General features: G+C 62.1%; 11 protein-coding genes. 7 read left to right on the top strand and 4 right to left on the bottom strand.

From position 1 onward, the window contains the following. Nucleotides 1-232: 232 nt before the first annotated feature. From OC605_RS04415 to OC605_RS04400, 4 genes are all read left to right on the top strand, one after another. On the top strand, nt 233-2,584 hold the full coding sequence (locus tag OC605_RS04415; RefSeq protein WP_262136389.1) for a hybrid sensor histidine kinase/response regulator: 2,352 nt from the start codon (nt 233-235) through the stop codon (nt 2,582-2,584). A gap of 95 nt (nt 2,585-2,679) precedes the next feature. Further along, a complete protein-coding gene (locus OC605_RS04410; protein WP_262136388.1) occupies nt 2,680-4,329 on the top strand; it encodes an acyl-CoA dehydrogenase family protein in 1,650 nt (549 codons plus the stop codon). Between the two features lie 183 nt (nt 4,330-4,512). Continuing rightward, entirely contained in the window at nt 4,513-6,012 is a 1,500-nt protein-coding gene (gene amn / locus OC605_RS04405) for an AMP nucleosidase (protein WP_262136387.1), read from the top strand. Between the two features lie 111 nt (nt 6,013-6,123). Beyond that, nucleotides 6,124-6,720 carry a pseudouridine synthase gene (locus OC605_RS04400; protein WP_177180910.1) on the top strand — a complete coding sequence of 199 codons (597 nt, stop codon included), beginning with the start codon at nt 6,124-6,126 and terminating at the stop codon, nt 6,718-6,720. Here the strand turns inward: OC605_RS04400 and OC605_RS04395 are convergent. Beyond that, nucleotides 6,715-6,924, bottom strand: a complete 210-nt coding sequence (locus tag OC605_RS04395; RefSeq protein ID WP_016773053.1) for a DUF2788 domain-containing protein — start codon at nt 6,922-6,924, stop codon at nt 6,715-6,717. The genes OC605_RS04400 and OC605_RS04395 overlap by 6 nt on opposite strands. Nucleotides 6,925-7,094: 170 nt before the next feature. After that, complete coding sequence (locus tag OC605_RS04390; protein ID WP_007909658.1) at nt 7,095-7,574, bottom strand: Lrp/AsnC family transcriptional regulator; 480 nt, start codon at nt 7,572-7,574, stop codon at nt 7,095-7,097. Nucleotides 7,575-8,023: 449 nt separating this feature from the next. Between OC605_RS04390 and OC605_RS04385 the strand changes: the two genes are divergently transcribed. Next, complete coding sequence (locus tag OC605_RS04385; protein ID WP_262136386.1) at nt 8,024-8,962, top strand: DUF6515 family protein; 939 nt, start codon at nt 8,024-8,026, stop codon at nt 8,960-8,962. Here OC605_RS04385 and OC605_RS04380 read toward each other — a convergent pair. Together OC605_RS04380 and OC605_RS04375 are read right to left on the bottom strand one after the other, a co-directional pair. Next, complete coding sequence (locus tag OC605_RS04380; protein WP_110602883.1) at nt 8,956-9,852, bottom strand: cation diffusion facilitator family transporter; 897 nt, start codon at nt 9,850-9,852, stop codon at nt 8,956-8,958. The genes OC605_RS04385 and OC605_RS04380 overlap by 7 nt on opposite strands. A gap of 13 nt (nt 9,853-9,865) precedes the next feature. Further along, entirely contained in the window at nt 9,866-10,300 is a 435-nt protein-coding gene (locus OC605_RS04375) for a polyribonucleotide nucleotidyltransferase (RefSeq protein WP_262136385.1), read from the bottom strand. Between the two features lie 110 nt (nt 10,301-10,410). Here OC605_RS04375 and hrpB point away from each other — a divergent pair, with 110 nt between their 5' ends. Beyond that, nucleotides 10,411-12,930 (top strand): ATP-dependent helicase HrpB, encoded by a 2,520-nt coding sequence (gene hrpB / locus OC605_RS04370; protein WP_262136384.1) that lies wholly within the window; start codon nt 10,411-10,413, stop codon nt 12,928-12,930. A gap of 130 nt (nt 12,931-13,060) precedes the next feature. Further along, a complete protein-coding gene (locus tag OC605_RS04365) occupies nt 13,061-13,633 on the top strand; it encodes a hypothetical protein (RefSeq protein ID WP_262136383.1) in 573 nt (190 codons plus the stop codon). Nucleotides 13,634-13,638: the final 5 nt, after the last annotated feature.

Below are 13,638 nucleotides of genomic sequence, written 5' to 3'. Positions count from 1 at the left end.
CCGGAGGCTGCGATCTTTGACGTTCCTGACCATTCCAACAGCTCTATCTCGGTGCTTTGCCCTGGAACGCCCGTTCTAGAGCCGTTGTAGGAAAAATTTCCATGGTGCTCAATGGCCATCAACGGCTATGCTAGGCTGGATCCAAACAATCACAGGTAATACCGGTTTTACGTCTACTCAAAGGGAATGGGGGGCTTCCTGACACAACCGGACGAGCCACGCTGGGGCTTCAATGCGCTATTTGCTGATGTTGCTGTTCTGCTTGCCCCTTATGGCGAGCGCCGTCGAATTCGACGAATTCACCCAGAGCCTGCCACTGGGCCGATCGCTGCAAGTGTTCGAAGACCCGAGCGGTCAGGCGACGATTGCCGACGTCCGTGCGCAAGACGCCGCCGGCCAGTTCAAAGCTCACGACAAAGCCACGCTCAACGCCGGTTACTCGCGTTCGGCGTTCTGGCTGAAGATCGACCTGCATTACCGCCCGAGCACCCCGGCCGCCCAGCGCACCTGGCTACTGGAACTGGCGTATCCGCCACTCGATCACCTCGATCTTTACTTGCCTGATGCCACCGGTGCATACCGACTGGTGCGCCAGACCGGCGATGCCTTGCCCTTCGCCAGTCGCGAGATCCGCCAGAACAATTACCTGTTCGACTTGCCGTTCAAACCGCATCAACAGCAGACGCTGTACCTGCGATTGGCCAGCGAAGGCTCGATCCAGGCGCCGGTGACGTTGTGGTCGAGCACCGCGTACCTCGAAGACCAACCGGTGCGCCTGTATGTGCTCGGCATCATTTATGGCGTGCTGCTGGGGATGCTGGTCTACAACCTGTTCATCTACCTGAGCGTGCGCGATACCAGCTACCTCTATTACATCTTCTATATCGGCTCGTTCGGCCTCTATCAATTGTCGGTGAACGGCGCGGCAGTTGAGTATTTCTGGCCGGACAACCCATGGTGGGCCAACGCCGCGACGCCATTCTTCATCGGTTGCGCCGGGCTGTTCGGCAGCCAGTTCGCCCGCAGTTTCCTGCAGACCAAGACCCACAGCCCCTGGCTGGATCGCTTGCTGATCGGCCTGATTGCCTTCAGTGCGCTGGTGATCGGCCTGTCGCTGATGACCAGTTACGCCCTGGCCCTGCGCCTGGCGACCACACTGGCGCTGACCTTCACCGTGGTGATCTTCGCCGCCGGGATTCTTGCCTGGTGGCGCGGCTTGCGCGTGGCGCGTTACTTCATCATCGCCTGGTCGGCGTTCCTGCTCGGCGGCATCGTCAATACGCTGATGGTGCTGGGCCTGCTGCCCAACGTGTTCCTGACCATGTACGCCAGCCAGATCGGCTCGGCGATCGAGGTGGCGCTGCTGTCGCTGGCGCTGGCCGATCGCATCAACGCCATGCGCGAACAACAGGCGCAGACCTTGTTCGACGCCGGGCAGAAACTCGAAGTGCTCAACCAGCAACTGGCCCACAGCAACAAGCTCAAGGATGAATTCCTCGCGACGCTGACCCACGAACTGCGCACGCCGATGAACGGCGTGATCGGTTCGCTGGAGCTGATGCAGACCGTCGACCTCGATCCCGAGCTTGAGCAATATCAACAGACCGCCGCCGGTTCCGCCCGCGACATGATGCGCATGGTCAATGGCATCCTCACGCTCACTGAATTGCAGGCCGGCAAGCTCAAGGCGACGCCGGGCAGTTTCAGCCTGCGCGCAGTGGTCGAGGCGTTGCGCGTGCAGTTCGAAGGCAATGCAGCGAGCAAGTCGCTGGACTTCAAAGTCGAGGTGCTGCCGACCCTGCCGGATCGCTTGCTCGGGGACAGCGCGAAACTGGCGCAGTGCCTGGAATGCCTGCTGGACAATGCGATCAAGTTCACCCGCGTCGGCGGGTTGGCGCTGCGCGTCACCGGGCGGCCGTCGGCGGATGAGCGCATGGCGCTGTCGTTTGCGGTGATCGACACCGGTATCGGTTTCACTGACCTGGGTGAGGCGACCCTGTATCAGCGTTTCTTCCAGCTCGACGGTTCGATGACTCGCGAATACGGCGGCCTGGGGGTGGGTCTGGCGATCTGCCGGCAACTGGTCGAGTTGCTCGGCGGCAAACTCACCCATCGCTCCGAGCCCGGACGCGGCAGCCGCTTCCAGCTCGATGTCGAATTCGAACTGCCGGTGGTCGAAGCGCCTGCGGATCAGCCGCCCCGCGATTGCATTCGTGCGCCGCAGGACTGCACGGTGCTGCTGGTGGATGACAACAGCGTCAACCAACTGGTGATGCGTGGCATGTTGCTCAAGCTCGGTTTCCGCGTGCGCAGCGCTGATAACGGCGCCGCGGCGCTGGACTGCCTGCAACGGGAAAGCTTCGATGCGGTGCTGATCGATTGCCAGTTGCCCAGCCACGAAGGCGCATCGCTGTGCTGCCAGATCCATGCATTGCCAGGCTGCGCGCATTTGCCAGTGTTCATGCTGGCGCTGGGTGCGGATCGCGAACAATGCGCCCCGGGCGCGGCTATCGACTATCTGCACAAACCGGTGAAATTCGAGGATCTGCAGGCTGCATTGCAGCGTCGCGTGCTCAGTTGCTGATGGGGTAAAAGCGCCGCAAAAACGGCGCCTATGACACTTTGTTCAAAAAAGCACCAGTGCTTAACTGGTGCCATTGCTGAACACGGAGCGCCGTCATGAACCTGCATCAGTTCGCCGAAACCCACGAAGTCACCAATCAGCCGCCGTCGCTGGACGGCGCCAACCTGTACCGCATCGACCTGCCGCTGCAGGAGTGGTCGCGGCGTTTTGGCGCCGGTTGGGCCGAGTCGCGCATCGATGCCTATGGCGCACTGGCGGGTGGGCCGCTGATGGAGGCGGGGTTTCTCGCCAACCAGAACAAACCGCTATTTGCCAGCCATGATCGCTACGGCCATCGCATCGATCTGGTCGAGTTTCACCCGGCTTACCATGAGCTCATGCGCACGGCGATCGAACATGGCCTGACCTCGCTGCCTTGGGCACACCCTCAGGACGGCGCGCATGTCGCCCGCGCTTCGATGACCTATCTGCACAGCCAGGCCGAGGCCGGCAGTGGTTGCCCGCTGACCATGACTTTCGCCAGCGTGCCGGCCCTGCGCTTACAGCCGGAGCTGGCTGAGCAGTGGCTGCCGAAAGTCCTCGCCACCGAATACGATCCACGCAACGTCGGCATGGCGCACAAGGCCGGCGTGACCATCGGCATGGCGATGACCGAGAAGCAGGGCGGCACCGACGTTCGCGCCAACACCACCAAAGCCTATCCGGTCGGCGCCAGCGGCCCGGGTCAGGCCTATGAACTGGTCGGGCACAAGTGGTTTTGTTCGGCGCCGATGTGCGACGCCTTCCTGACATTGGCGCAAACCGAAAAGGGCTTGAGTTGCTTCCTGCTGCCGCGCCATCGCCCGGACGACACGCGCAATCAGTTCTACATCCAGCGTCTGAAAAACAAACTCGGCAACCAGTCCAACGCCTCCAGCGAAGTGGAGTTTCGTGGGGCGCTGGCGTGGATGATCGGCGAAGAAGGGCGCGGCGTGCCGACCATTATCGAGATGGTAGCGATGACCCGTTTCGATTGCATGGTCGGCTCCAGCTCGCTGATGCGCCAGGCGCTGACCCAGGCCAGCCATCACTGCGCGCACCGCAAGGTCGGCGGCAAATTGCTCAGCGAGCAGCCGCTGATGCAAAACGTGCTGGCCGATCTGGCGCTGGAGAGCGAAGCGGCGTTGGCGCTGAGTCTGCGCATGGGCAAGGCGCTCGATCATCTGGATGATCGCCACGAAGCGCAGTTCGCGCGGCTGGTGACGGCAGTGGGCAAATACTGGATCTGCAAGCGCGCGCCAGGAATGATCAACGAAGCCGCCGAATGCATGGGCGGTGCTGGATACGTCGAGGACAGCATCCTGCCGCGCCTGTACCGCGAAGCGCCGGTGAACTCGACGTGGGAAGGCTCGGGGAATGTGCAATGTCTGGATGTGCTGCGCGCGTTGTCGAAGGAGCCGGGTGTGCTGGATGTGCTGTTCAGCGAATTGGGCGATGGCCATGGCGACAAGCGTCTGGCCGCGCACATTCAGCAGTTGCAGGCGCAGTTCAAGGACACCAGTGACATTCAGTATCGGGCGCGGCAGTTGACCGAAGACATCGCCCTTGGATTGCAGGCCAAGCTTCTGTTGGAGGCGGGGAATTCAGCCGTAAGCGATGCTTTCATTGCCAGCCGTCTGAGCGGTGGCGGTCGCGTCTACGGCGCGTTACCGCGTGGGCTGGACGTCGAAGCGATCGTCGCCCGCTCGACTCCACAGGTTTTCTGACCCACCTCAAATCTCCCCCTGTGGGAGCGAGCCTGCTCGCGAAAGCGGTGTGTCAGTCGACATCTTTATTGGATGATCCACCGCATTCGCGAGCAGGCTCGCTCCCACAGGGGACATCATTGGTCTGCAGATTTAAGTGTCGCCACAACGCCACTGTTCCCGTGCGTCCACGATGCAGGCAAGATGAAGCTCTGCAAGTCAGAACACAGGAAGCTGATCGTGACCGAAGCGTTTATTGTCGTTCAAACCGCCGAACAAGCCGTGGATCGTCTGGCCGAGCTGCATGAGCGGGCCACCACTGCGCTGAATTCTGCCCTCAAGCGTTACCTCAAGGACCGCGTCGAGCCCGACGCCGAACAACGTGCCCTGTTTCGTTATCCCGAACTGCGTCTGACCTACCACTGCCAGGGCGAAGTGCCGCAGACCACCCGCGCTTACGCCAAGGTGCAGTTGCCGGGCACTTACAGCGTCACCGTCACCCACCCGGCGGCGTTTCGCAAATACCTACTCGAACAACTGACGCCGTTGATGCACGACTTCACCGTGACCGTCGAAGTCGGCGTCAGTCAGCAGAACATTCCGTATCCGTATGTGGTCGAGCAGGGCGATGAACTGGCCGGTTCCGGCGTCACTGCGGCGGTGCTGGCGCGGGGGGTCCCGAGTACCGACCTGTCCGCCGCCACCGATGGCATTGCCGACGGCCTCTACGACTGGGAAAACACCGATCCGCTGCCACTGGCGCTGTTCGACGCCGCGCGCGTGGATTTCTCGCTGCGCCGTCTGGTGCATTACACCGGCAGTGACTGGCGCCATGTGCAGCCGTGGATTCTGCTGACCAACTATCACCGCTACGTCGATCAGTTCATCGTTCATGGTCTGGAGCAGTTGCGCCGCGACCCGCGTTTCGTGCGCATGGTCCTGCCGGGCAACGTGATCATCGAGAAGAGCATGGACCACGGCGAAGCCTCGGCGATTGCCGCCGGTGTGGTCTGGCACCGTTACCAGATGCCGGCCTATCACCTGATCGCCAGCGATGGCCACGGCGTGACGCTGGTCAACATCGGTGTCGGCCCGTCCAACGCCAAGAACATCACCGATCACCTGGCCGTGCTGCGCCCGCATTGCTGGCTGATGATCGGCCACTGCGGCGGCCTGCGTCAGTCGCAGACCATCGGCGATTACGTGCTGGCCCACGCCTACATGCGCCGCGACGGCATTCTTGATCGTGTGGTGCCGCCGAATATTCCCATCCCGGCACTGGCCGAAGTGCAACTGGCGCTGCAACAGGCAGCGGCGAATGTCACCGGCGAGAAGGGCGACGACCTGAAGAAACGCCTGCGCACCGGCACGGTTCTGACCTATGACGACCGTAACTGGGAACTGCGTTGGGCTCAGGAACGGCCACTCATCAACTTGTCCCGCGCGGTGGCGGTGGACATGGAAAGCGGCACGATTGCAGCGCAAGGTTATCGCCTGCGTGTGCCTTACGGCACGTTGCTCTGCGTTTCGGACAAGCCGCTGCACAGCGAAATCAAACTGCCGGGCTCGGCCAACGCCTTCTATGAGCGCGCGGTCAGCCAGCATTTGAAAATCGGCATCGAAGCGGTGGATCTGCTGCGCACCGAACTCAACTCGCTGCACTCGCGCAAACTGCGCAGCTTTGACGAGCCGCCGTTCCGTTAACGGTTAGTCGTGGTCATTTGGCGGTCGGGGCACTAGCATTGTCTGCCCTGATCGCTAAATGTTCTGTCTCTTATGTCCCGTCCCCCGCGTCCACCTTCCCGCCGTCCCGGCATGAAGCCTCAGTCTTCTGCCCCGCGCCGTGTTGCCAAGGCACCACCGGCCGAGCCGAAACTGATCCTGTTCAACAAACCCTTCGATGTGCTGACGCAATTCAGCGACGGTGAAGGGCGGGCGACACTCAAGGATTACATCGATGTGCCGGGGATTTACCCGGCCGGACGTCTGGATCGCGACAGCGAAGGTTTGTTGCTGCTGACCAACGACGGCCAGTTGCAGGCGCGCATCGCCGATCCGAAACACAAACTGGCGAAGACTTATTGGGTGCAGGTGGAGGGCGAGCCGACGGCCGAGCAGTTGCAGCGCCTGCGCGATGGCGTCGAGCTGAATGACGGCATGACTCTGCCCGCCGAAGCGCGGCAACTGGCTGAGCCGCAATTGTGGCCGCGCAATCCGCCGGTACGCTTTCGCGCGACCATACCGACTTCGTGGCTGGAACTGGTGATTCGCGAAGGGCGCAACCGTCAGGTGCGGCGCATGACGGCAGCGGTCGGATTGCCGACTTTGCGGCTGGTGCGGGTCAGGATTGGCGACTGGACGATTGAAGGGCTGGATCAGGGCCAGTGGCGGGAAGTGCCGGCGCGCTTATAAGGCGCCGGATTCGATCAGGCCGATCACCACACTCTTGATGATGAACGCGGCCACGCCCAGGCCCAGCACGAAAAACAGAATGAACGAGCCGAACCGCCCGGCCTTGGACTTCTTCGCCAGATCCCAGACGATGAAACCCATGAAAATGATCAGGATGCTGACCAGACCGGTCATCATCCACTCTTCGAACAGTGCTGGATCCATTGGCGATCTCCGGCGCGGACAGGGCTGAAAGGGCGGCGGCGAGTATACGCCAAGGGCGGATGGCGGGGCATTGATCTGCGTCGCCTGTGCCGGCCTCTTCGCGAGCAGGCTCGCTCCCACAGATTGAAATGCATTCCCCTGTGGGAGCGAGCCTGCTCGCGAAAGCGATATCAGCTGCGCAAATGAGTCAGCGGCAGTTCGGTGCTGTTGAGCACCTGATTCAGCACAAAACTCGACCGCACGCTGGTGACCCCCTCGATCCGGGTCAGGTGTCCCAGCAGTAATTTCTGGTAGTGATCCATATCCGGCACCACCACTTTCAACTGGTAGTCGGCATCCACTCCGGTCACCAGACTGCACTCCAGCACTTGCGGCAATGTGCGGATTGCCGCTTCGAAATTCTCGAAGCGTTCCGGCGTGTGCCGGTCCATGCCGATCAGCACGTACGCGGTCAGGCTCAAGCCGAGCATCTTGCGATCGAGCAGCGCCACCTGGCGCGAGATATAGCCATCGTCTTCCAGTTGCTTGACCCGGCGCGAGCAAGGCGAGGGCGACAGACCGATGCGTTCGGCCAGTTCCTGGTTGGAGATACGGGCGTCGCGCTGCAATTCCGCCAAAATACTCAGGTCGTACCGGTCGAGTTTGCTCATCAATCTGTCCTTGGTCGTAACTATTGCGGCGGATTATCTATCCAGGGTTAAAAATTGCGCAAGCAGTGTTTAATTGAGCAATTTTCGCAATCCTCTGTCGCGGCTTCAGGCCTATTCTTATCACCAGAATCACTGCTCGGTAACACAGCCCACGCGGCCCGCCCAATCAGGCCCGCCGCGGCCGCCACCCCCACCGGGGATGTGCCGGCCCCCGAGCTGCACACTGTCCAGAAGACGGCGTGAGGTGAGCCGACGTCAAAAGCGTCGAGCCAGGACGAAGTTCTCAGAAGGGAGGCCGACGGGTCTCCCTTTTTTCTTGCCTGCGATTTCATCTTGGCGCCTCAATAAATAAGTCGCGCGACTGATAACCTGTTGCAGAACCCGGTGGGGCTGTTTCGAGTCTCAGCAACAAGCCCTGCCAACGACAGGCTCCCGCAGTGAGGAAAAGCATGAATTCGCGCATCTGGCGTCTGGCCGGTGTTGGTTTGCTGTGTGTGGGTGTCAGTGCGCAAGCGCTGGCCGATGAGCCGCAGAATCGTGGGCCGGGCAACGGGCCGCAGAACGACGGGATCATCCGTGGCGACAACAGCCGTCAGTTCGAGCACAACGGCCAGCCGCATAACAATGACGGTCAATGGCAGAACCGCAACCGTGTCGATGATCGTCCAGAACCGCCTCGCCAGCCGGGCAACAACCTGCCGATCCAGCCGCGACCCGACGCCGTGCGCCAGACCCAGGAACCGCGTCAGGGTTACTACCGCGACGAGCGCCCGCAGAACGGTTACCACAATCAGCAATGGCAGACGCAGCCGCGTCCCGATGACAACCGCTGGCCGGGACGGCCGAACGGTCATGGCAATGGCTGGGGTCCTGGCCCGCAGTATCGTCCGGGCCATGTGATCGACCGTTTCCCGGATCGTGATTACCGCGTGCCGTATCGCGGTCAGGATTACTTCTATTCCGGCGGCTACTGGTATCGCCCGCAAGGCTCGCGCTACATCGTCGTGCAACCACCGCGCGGGATCCGCATTCAGTATTTGCCGGATTACGCCCGTGAAGTGTGGATCGGCGGCTCGCTGTTGTTCCTCGCTGCCGGCTCGTATTACGCCTATCAAGAGGCGACGCAGGATTACGTGGTGGTCGAGCCGCCGCTGCAGCAACCGCCGCAACCGCAAGCTCCGGGCTATGACGTCGAAGCCTATCCGGCCAACGGCCAGTCACCGCAGCAGGTGCAGCAGGACGGTTACCAGTGCTCGCAGTACGCGGTGCAGCAAAGCGGTTTCGACCCGCGCGCCGCGACCTATCAACCGGCACCCGAAGTGGTTCAGGCCTATCGCCAGGCGCAGGGCAACTGCCTGAGCAGTCGCGGTTATCAGGTCAATTACTGAGTGCGGGCGGCGAGCACTACTTCCTGTGGGTCAGCGTGCACCAGCACTTCGGCCTTCGGATAGGCCTTGTGAATCGCCGCCGCCGCTTGGTCGCTGATGCCATGGGCGACTGACAGGGTCAGTTCGCCCGGCAATTCCAGGTGCAATTGCACGAACCAGTGGTTGCCGGAAATCCTCGTGCGCAGGTCATGTGCACCGAGCACCCCCGGCACGCTGCACGCCAGTTCGAGCATGTGCTGGCTGACATCGGTCGGCAGTTCCTCGTCCATCAGCACCGAAAAACTTTCCCGGGCGATCTGGATCGCACTCCAGAAAATGTACACGGCGATTCCCAGCCCGAACCACGCGTCCAGTTGCGCAAAACCCATCGCGGCCAACACCAGCGCGATCAGGATGCTGCCGTTGAGCAGCAGGTCCGAACGGTAATGCAGCGAGTCGGCACGTACGGCGTTGGAGCCGGTCTGCTTGATCACCCGGTGTTGCAGCATCAGCAGCGCGGCAGTCAGCAGCAGGGAAAACACGATCACACCGATGCTCAGCCACGGTGCGCCAAGCGGTTCCGGCGTCTGCAAGCGTTGGTAGGCCTGAAACGCGATCAGCACCGCGCTGCCACCGATGAACAACGCCTGGGCCATGCCCGCCAGCGATTCGGCTTTGCCGTGGCCATAACGGTGATCATCATCCGCCGGGCGCAAGGCGTAATGCACTGCCAGCAGATTGAGCATCGAGGTGACGCCATCCAGCGCCGAGTCGGTGAGGCCGGCGAGCATGCTCACCGATCCGCTGAGCCACCACGCAATCGCCTTGGCGACGATCAGCGTGCAGGCGACCGCCACCGAGGCGCGGGTCGCCAGCCGCAGCAGGCGGGCGTGTTCGGGGCTGGAGGTCATTGAACGTCCTTATTCAAACAGCGGGTTGCAGGCCGAACATCGCCAGTTGCTGAGTGCTGCCCTTGTGCTGGATCAGGCGCGGATCATCCAACGCCTTATTTATTTCAACGGCAGCTCGGCCCAGCTCGCTCTCGAGAATTGCCTGCAACTTGTGATTGTCGACCTGCCCGTCAGGGCCGATGGCTTGCTTGAGCTTGGCCGGATCGATCTGCGCGGTGTGGCCCGGTTCGAAATAGATCGCCCCGGTGGCGAAGTCGACGGCAAACGCGATCAGCCCGGGAATGATGTAGAACAGCAGGCCGACGGCATCGAGCACGGCAATCGCCGGGTCGATCTTGCCGTCGATCTGGCCACGGCGGTCCGGGTAGAAAATCGAACCGCATGCGGTGAGCTGCGTGAGCAAGGTAGCGACCAGAACACCGCCGATCAGGCGAAAAGGTAAGCGCATGGAAATGTCTCCTGAGTCATCAAATAACGAAGCTTCGTCTTGTGAAGTTAAGACCCTGACGAACGCCCGGCAGTTCGCCGTTATACTCGGCCCTCTGTTTGGGAGCCAGCATGATTTCTTTGCCGATCGACGATGTTTTACCCGCCCTGCGTGAAGCCCTCGCGTCACGCCACGAAGCCGTGCTCGAAGCACCGCCCGGCGCCGGTAAAACCACCCGCGTGCCTTTGGCCTTGCTCAACGAAGCCTGGCTGGCCGGGCAGGCCATCGTCATGCTCGAACCACGGCGCTTGGCTGCGCGCGCAGCGGCGGAACGTTTGGCCAGCGAACTCGGCGAGCAGGTCGGTGAAACTGTCGGCTATCGCATCCGCCTCGACAGCAAAGTCGGCCCGAAAACCCGTATCGAAGTGGTCACCGAAGGCATCCTCACCCGGCGCTTGCAGGACGACCCGGCGCTGGAGGGTGTGGGCTTACTGATCTTCGACGAATTTCATGAACGCAGTCTCGACGCCGATCTGGCGCTTGCGCTCAGTCTGAACGGTCGCGAGCTGTTTCGCGCTGAACAGCCGCTGAAGATTCTGCTGATGTCGGCGACCCTCGAAGGCGAGCGCCTGGCCGGCTTGCTCGATGACGCGCCGATCCTGCGCAGTGAAGGGCGCATGTACCCGGTGACGATGCGCTGGGGCCGGCCGTTCCAACCGGGTGAATACATCGACCAGCGCGTTACCCAGACCGTGCTCGAAGCGCTGCACGACGAGACCGGCAGCCTGTTGGTGTTCCTGCCGGGACAGGCGGAGATCCGTCGCGTACATCAGCAACTGGTCGACGCAATCGGCGAGCGCAAAGACGTTCTGCTGTGCCCGTTGCACGGCGAACTCGACCTCAATGCGCAACGCGCGGCAATCGACCCGGCGCCGCCCGGTCAGCGCAAAGTAGTGCTGGCAACCAACATTGCCGAGACCAGCCTGACCATCAACGGCGTGCGCGTGGTCATCGATGCCGGGCTGGCGCGGGTGCCGCGTTTCGATCCGGGCAGCGGCATGACCCGCCTCGACACCCAACGGATCTCCAAGGCCAGCGCCACCCAGCGTGCCGGCCGCGCCGGGCGACTGGAGCCGGGCGTGTGTTATCGCCTGTGGTCGCAGGATCAGCACGAACAGCTGGCGGCTTATGGCAGCGCGGAAATTCTCTCGGCGGATCTGGCCAGCCTCGCTTTGCAACTCGGGCGCTGGGGCGTGACTCCGGGCGAACTGGTCTGGCTCGACATACCGCCCGCCGCCGCGTATGCCCAGGCGCAGGATTTACTGCAACGGCTCGGCGCCTTGCACGGCGACACGCTGACGGCCCACGGCCAGGCCATGGCCGAACTGCCGGCGCATCCGCGCATCGCGCATTTGCTGTTGCGCGGTCAGGCATTGGGGCTGGCGGCGATGGCCTGCGATGTGGCGGCGCTGCTCGGCGAGCGCGATATCCTGCGCGGCGCTGGCGCGGATCTGCACAGCCGGTTGGTCCTGCTTTCCGGCGAAGAACGTGCCGGTCGTGGCGCGCAGGGCGGGGTGCAACGTGCCCGGCAATTGGCCCGGCAGTATCGCGGTTACCTGCGTGGCAAGCCGAGCGAACCGGTAAACGATCCCGAGCATCCGCGCTGGCTCGGCGCGTTGCTGGCGCTGGCCTACCCGGATCGCGTCGCCCAGCAACGGCGTGCCGGTGGCGCCGAATACCGTTTGGCCAACGGGCGCGCGGCACTGTTTGCTGAGGCCGATAGCCTGATGAAACACGAGTGGATCGTCATCGCCGACCTTGGCAGCCGCCAGGGCCAGCGCGAAGAACGCATCTATCTGGCGGCGGATTTCGATCCGGCGCTGTTCGATTCGGTGCTCGCCGAACAAGTGCGCAGCGTCGATCAACTCGATTGGGATGAACGCGAAGGCGTGCTGCGTGCCGAGCGCCAGCGTAAGGTCGGCGAGCTGATTCTCAGCCGCGAACCGTTGACCGGTCTGGATGAAAACGCGCGCAGTCAGGCCCTGGTCAATCTGGTGCGGCGCAAGGGGCTGGAGTTGTTGCCGTGGACGCCGGAACTGCGCCAGTGGCAGGCGCGGGTGGCGCTGTTGCGCCAGCTCGATCTGAACACTCAGGACGACAGCCAATGGCCGGATGTCAGCGATGCGGCATTGTTGAATACCCTGGAAGACTGGTTGATGCCGTATCTGGGCAAGGTCTCGCGGCTGAGCCATTTCGCCAACCTCGATCTGTCGAGCATCGTGCGTAATCTGCTGCCGTGGCCGCTGCCGCAGAAACTCGACGAACTGGCGCCGCATCATTTGAGCGTGCCGTCGGGTTCATCGATTCGCCTGGATTACAGCGAACATCCACCGATTCTCGCGGTGCGCTTGCAGGAGCTGTTTGGTCTGGCCGATACGCCACGGATCGCCGGAGGCCGGCAAGTGGTCAAGCTGCATCTGCTGTCGCCAGCGCGGCGGCCGGTGCAGGTCACGCAGGACCTGGCCAACTTCTGGCGCAGCACCTATGCCGAGGTGAAGAAGGATCTCAAGGGGCGTTATCCCAAGCATTATTGGCCTGACGATCCCTTGGTCGCCGAAGCTACGGCGCGGGCTAAACCACGCGGCACCTGACCCGCAATGGCTGCGCGCCATTAGCCCATCCGTGCTAATTGCCCTTGGTTGTTCCGGCTCGCAAAATCGCCGCCTGAACAATAACCAGCCTTGTTGCCTGGCAACTTGCGCCCAAGGAACGGAACTGCCCATGACCTCTTTCTTCAAGCTCAAGAAGCTGATCTTCTTGTCGGCTGCGCTATTGGCCGCCTCCAGTTCGGCCCTGGCCGAAGAGCCCAATCCGATTGGCGACTGGTGGATTATCTACGGCAACGGCGTGCCCCAGAAAAACATCATGTACGTCGCCGATGCGACGTCGGTGGTGCCTTCGCAGAAAACCAAAGGCGCAACCATGGTCGCGGTGACGCTGGTGTATGAAGAACCCGGCAAACCGATGATCGACGTCTACAACCTCGAAGCCCAATGCTCTACGGGCAAGGTGCGTTTTATCAATGGCCAGTCCATCGAGCGTCTCGCCTACACCATGCGTCATCTGAAAGTTGCCAACCAATGGCAGACCCCGAAAGAGTTCTGGGTCCAGCAAGCGCTGAAGTTTGCCTGTACGCCGGGCAGTCGCGCGAAAAACGACATGGCCGCCGTGGGCAAGATGGAATACCTGCAGATGATCGAGATGCTGCAGCAGATGTTTTTCAAGCTCGCGCCGATCCAGCAAAAGAGCCAGATGATGGACAACATCGACAGCCTGCTCGAACTGAAGAAATAAGCCGG

The sequence above is a fragment of the Pseudomonas sp. Marseille-Q5117 genome, assembly GCF_946901175.1.
GTDB classification, from domain to species: Bacteria; Pseudomonadota; Gammaproteobacteria; order Pseudomonadales; family Pseudomonadaceae; genus Aquipseudomonas; species Aquipseudomonas iranensis.
The sequence above is the reverse complement of the archived record's forward strand: the minus strand, read 5'-3'. Positions and strand labels throughout refer to the sequence as shown.

Coding starts and splice junctions, on each gene's coding strand:
- OC605_RS04415 (WP_262136389.1), top strand. CDS start 233: ATGCGCTATTTGCTGATGTTGCTGTTCTGCTTGCCCCTTATGGCGAGC.
- OC605_RS04410 (WP_262136388.1), top strand. CDS start 2,680: ATGAACCTGCATCAGTTCGCCGAAACCCACGAAGTCACCAATCAGCCG.
- amn (WP_262136387.1), top strand. CDS start 4,513: ATGAAGCTCTGCAAGTCAGAACACAGGAAGCTGATCGTGACCGAAGCG.
- OC605_RS04400 (WP_177180910.1), top strand. CDS start 6,124: ATGAAGCCTCAGTCTTCTGCCCCGCGCCGTGTTGCCAAGGCACCACCG.
- OC605_RS04395 (WP_016773053.1), bottom strand. CDS start 6,924: ATGGATCCAGCACTGTTCGAAGAGTGGATGATGACCGGTCTGGTCAGC.
- OC605_RS04390 (WP_007909658.1), bottom strand. CDS start 7,574: ATGAGCAAACTCGACCGGTACGACCTGAGTATTTTGGCGGAATTGCAG.
- OC605_RS04385 (WP_262136386.1), top strand. CDS start 8,024: ATGAATTCGCGCATCTGGCGTCTGGCCGGTGTTGGTTTGCTGTGTGTG.
- OC605_RS04380 (WP_110602883.1), bottom strand. CDS start 9,852: ATGACCTCCAGCCCCGAACACGCCCGCCTGCTGCGGCTGGCGACCCGC.
- OC605_RS04375 (WP_262136385.1), bottom strand. CDS start 10,300: ATGCGCTTACCTTTTCGCCTGATCGGCGGTGTTCTGGTCGCTACCTTG.
- hrpB (WP_262136384.1), top strand. CDS start 10,411: ATGATTTCTTTGCCGATCGACGATGTTTTACCCGCCCTGCGTGAAGCC.
- OC605_RS04365 (WP_262136383.1), top strand. CDS start 13,061: ATGACCTCTTTCTTCAAGCTCAAGAAGCTGATCTTCTTGTCGGCTGCG.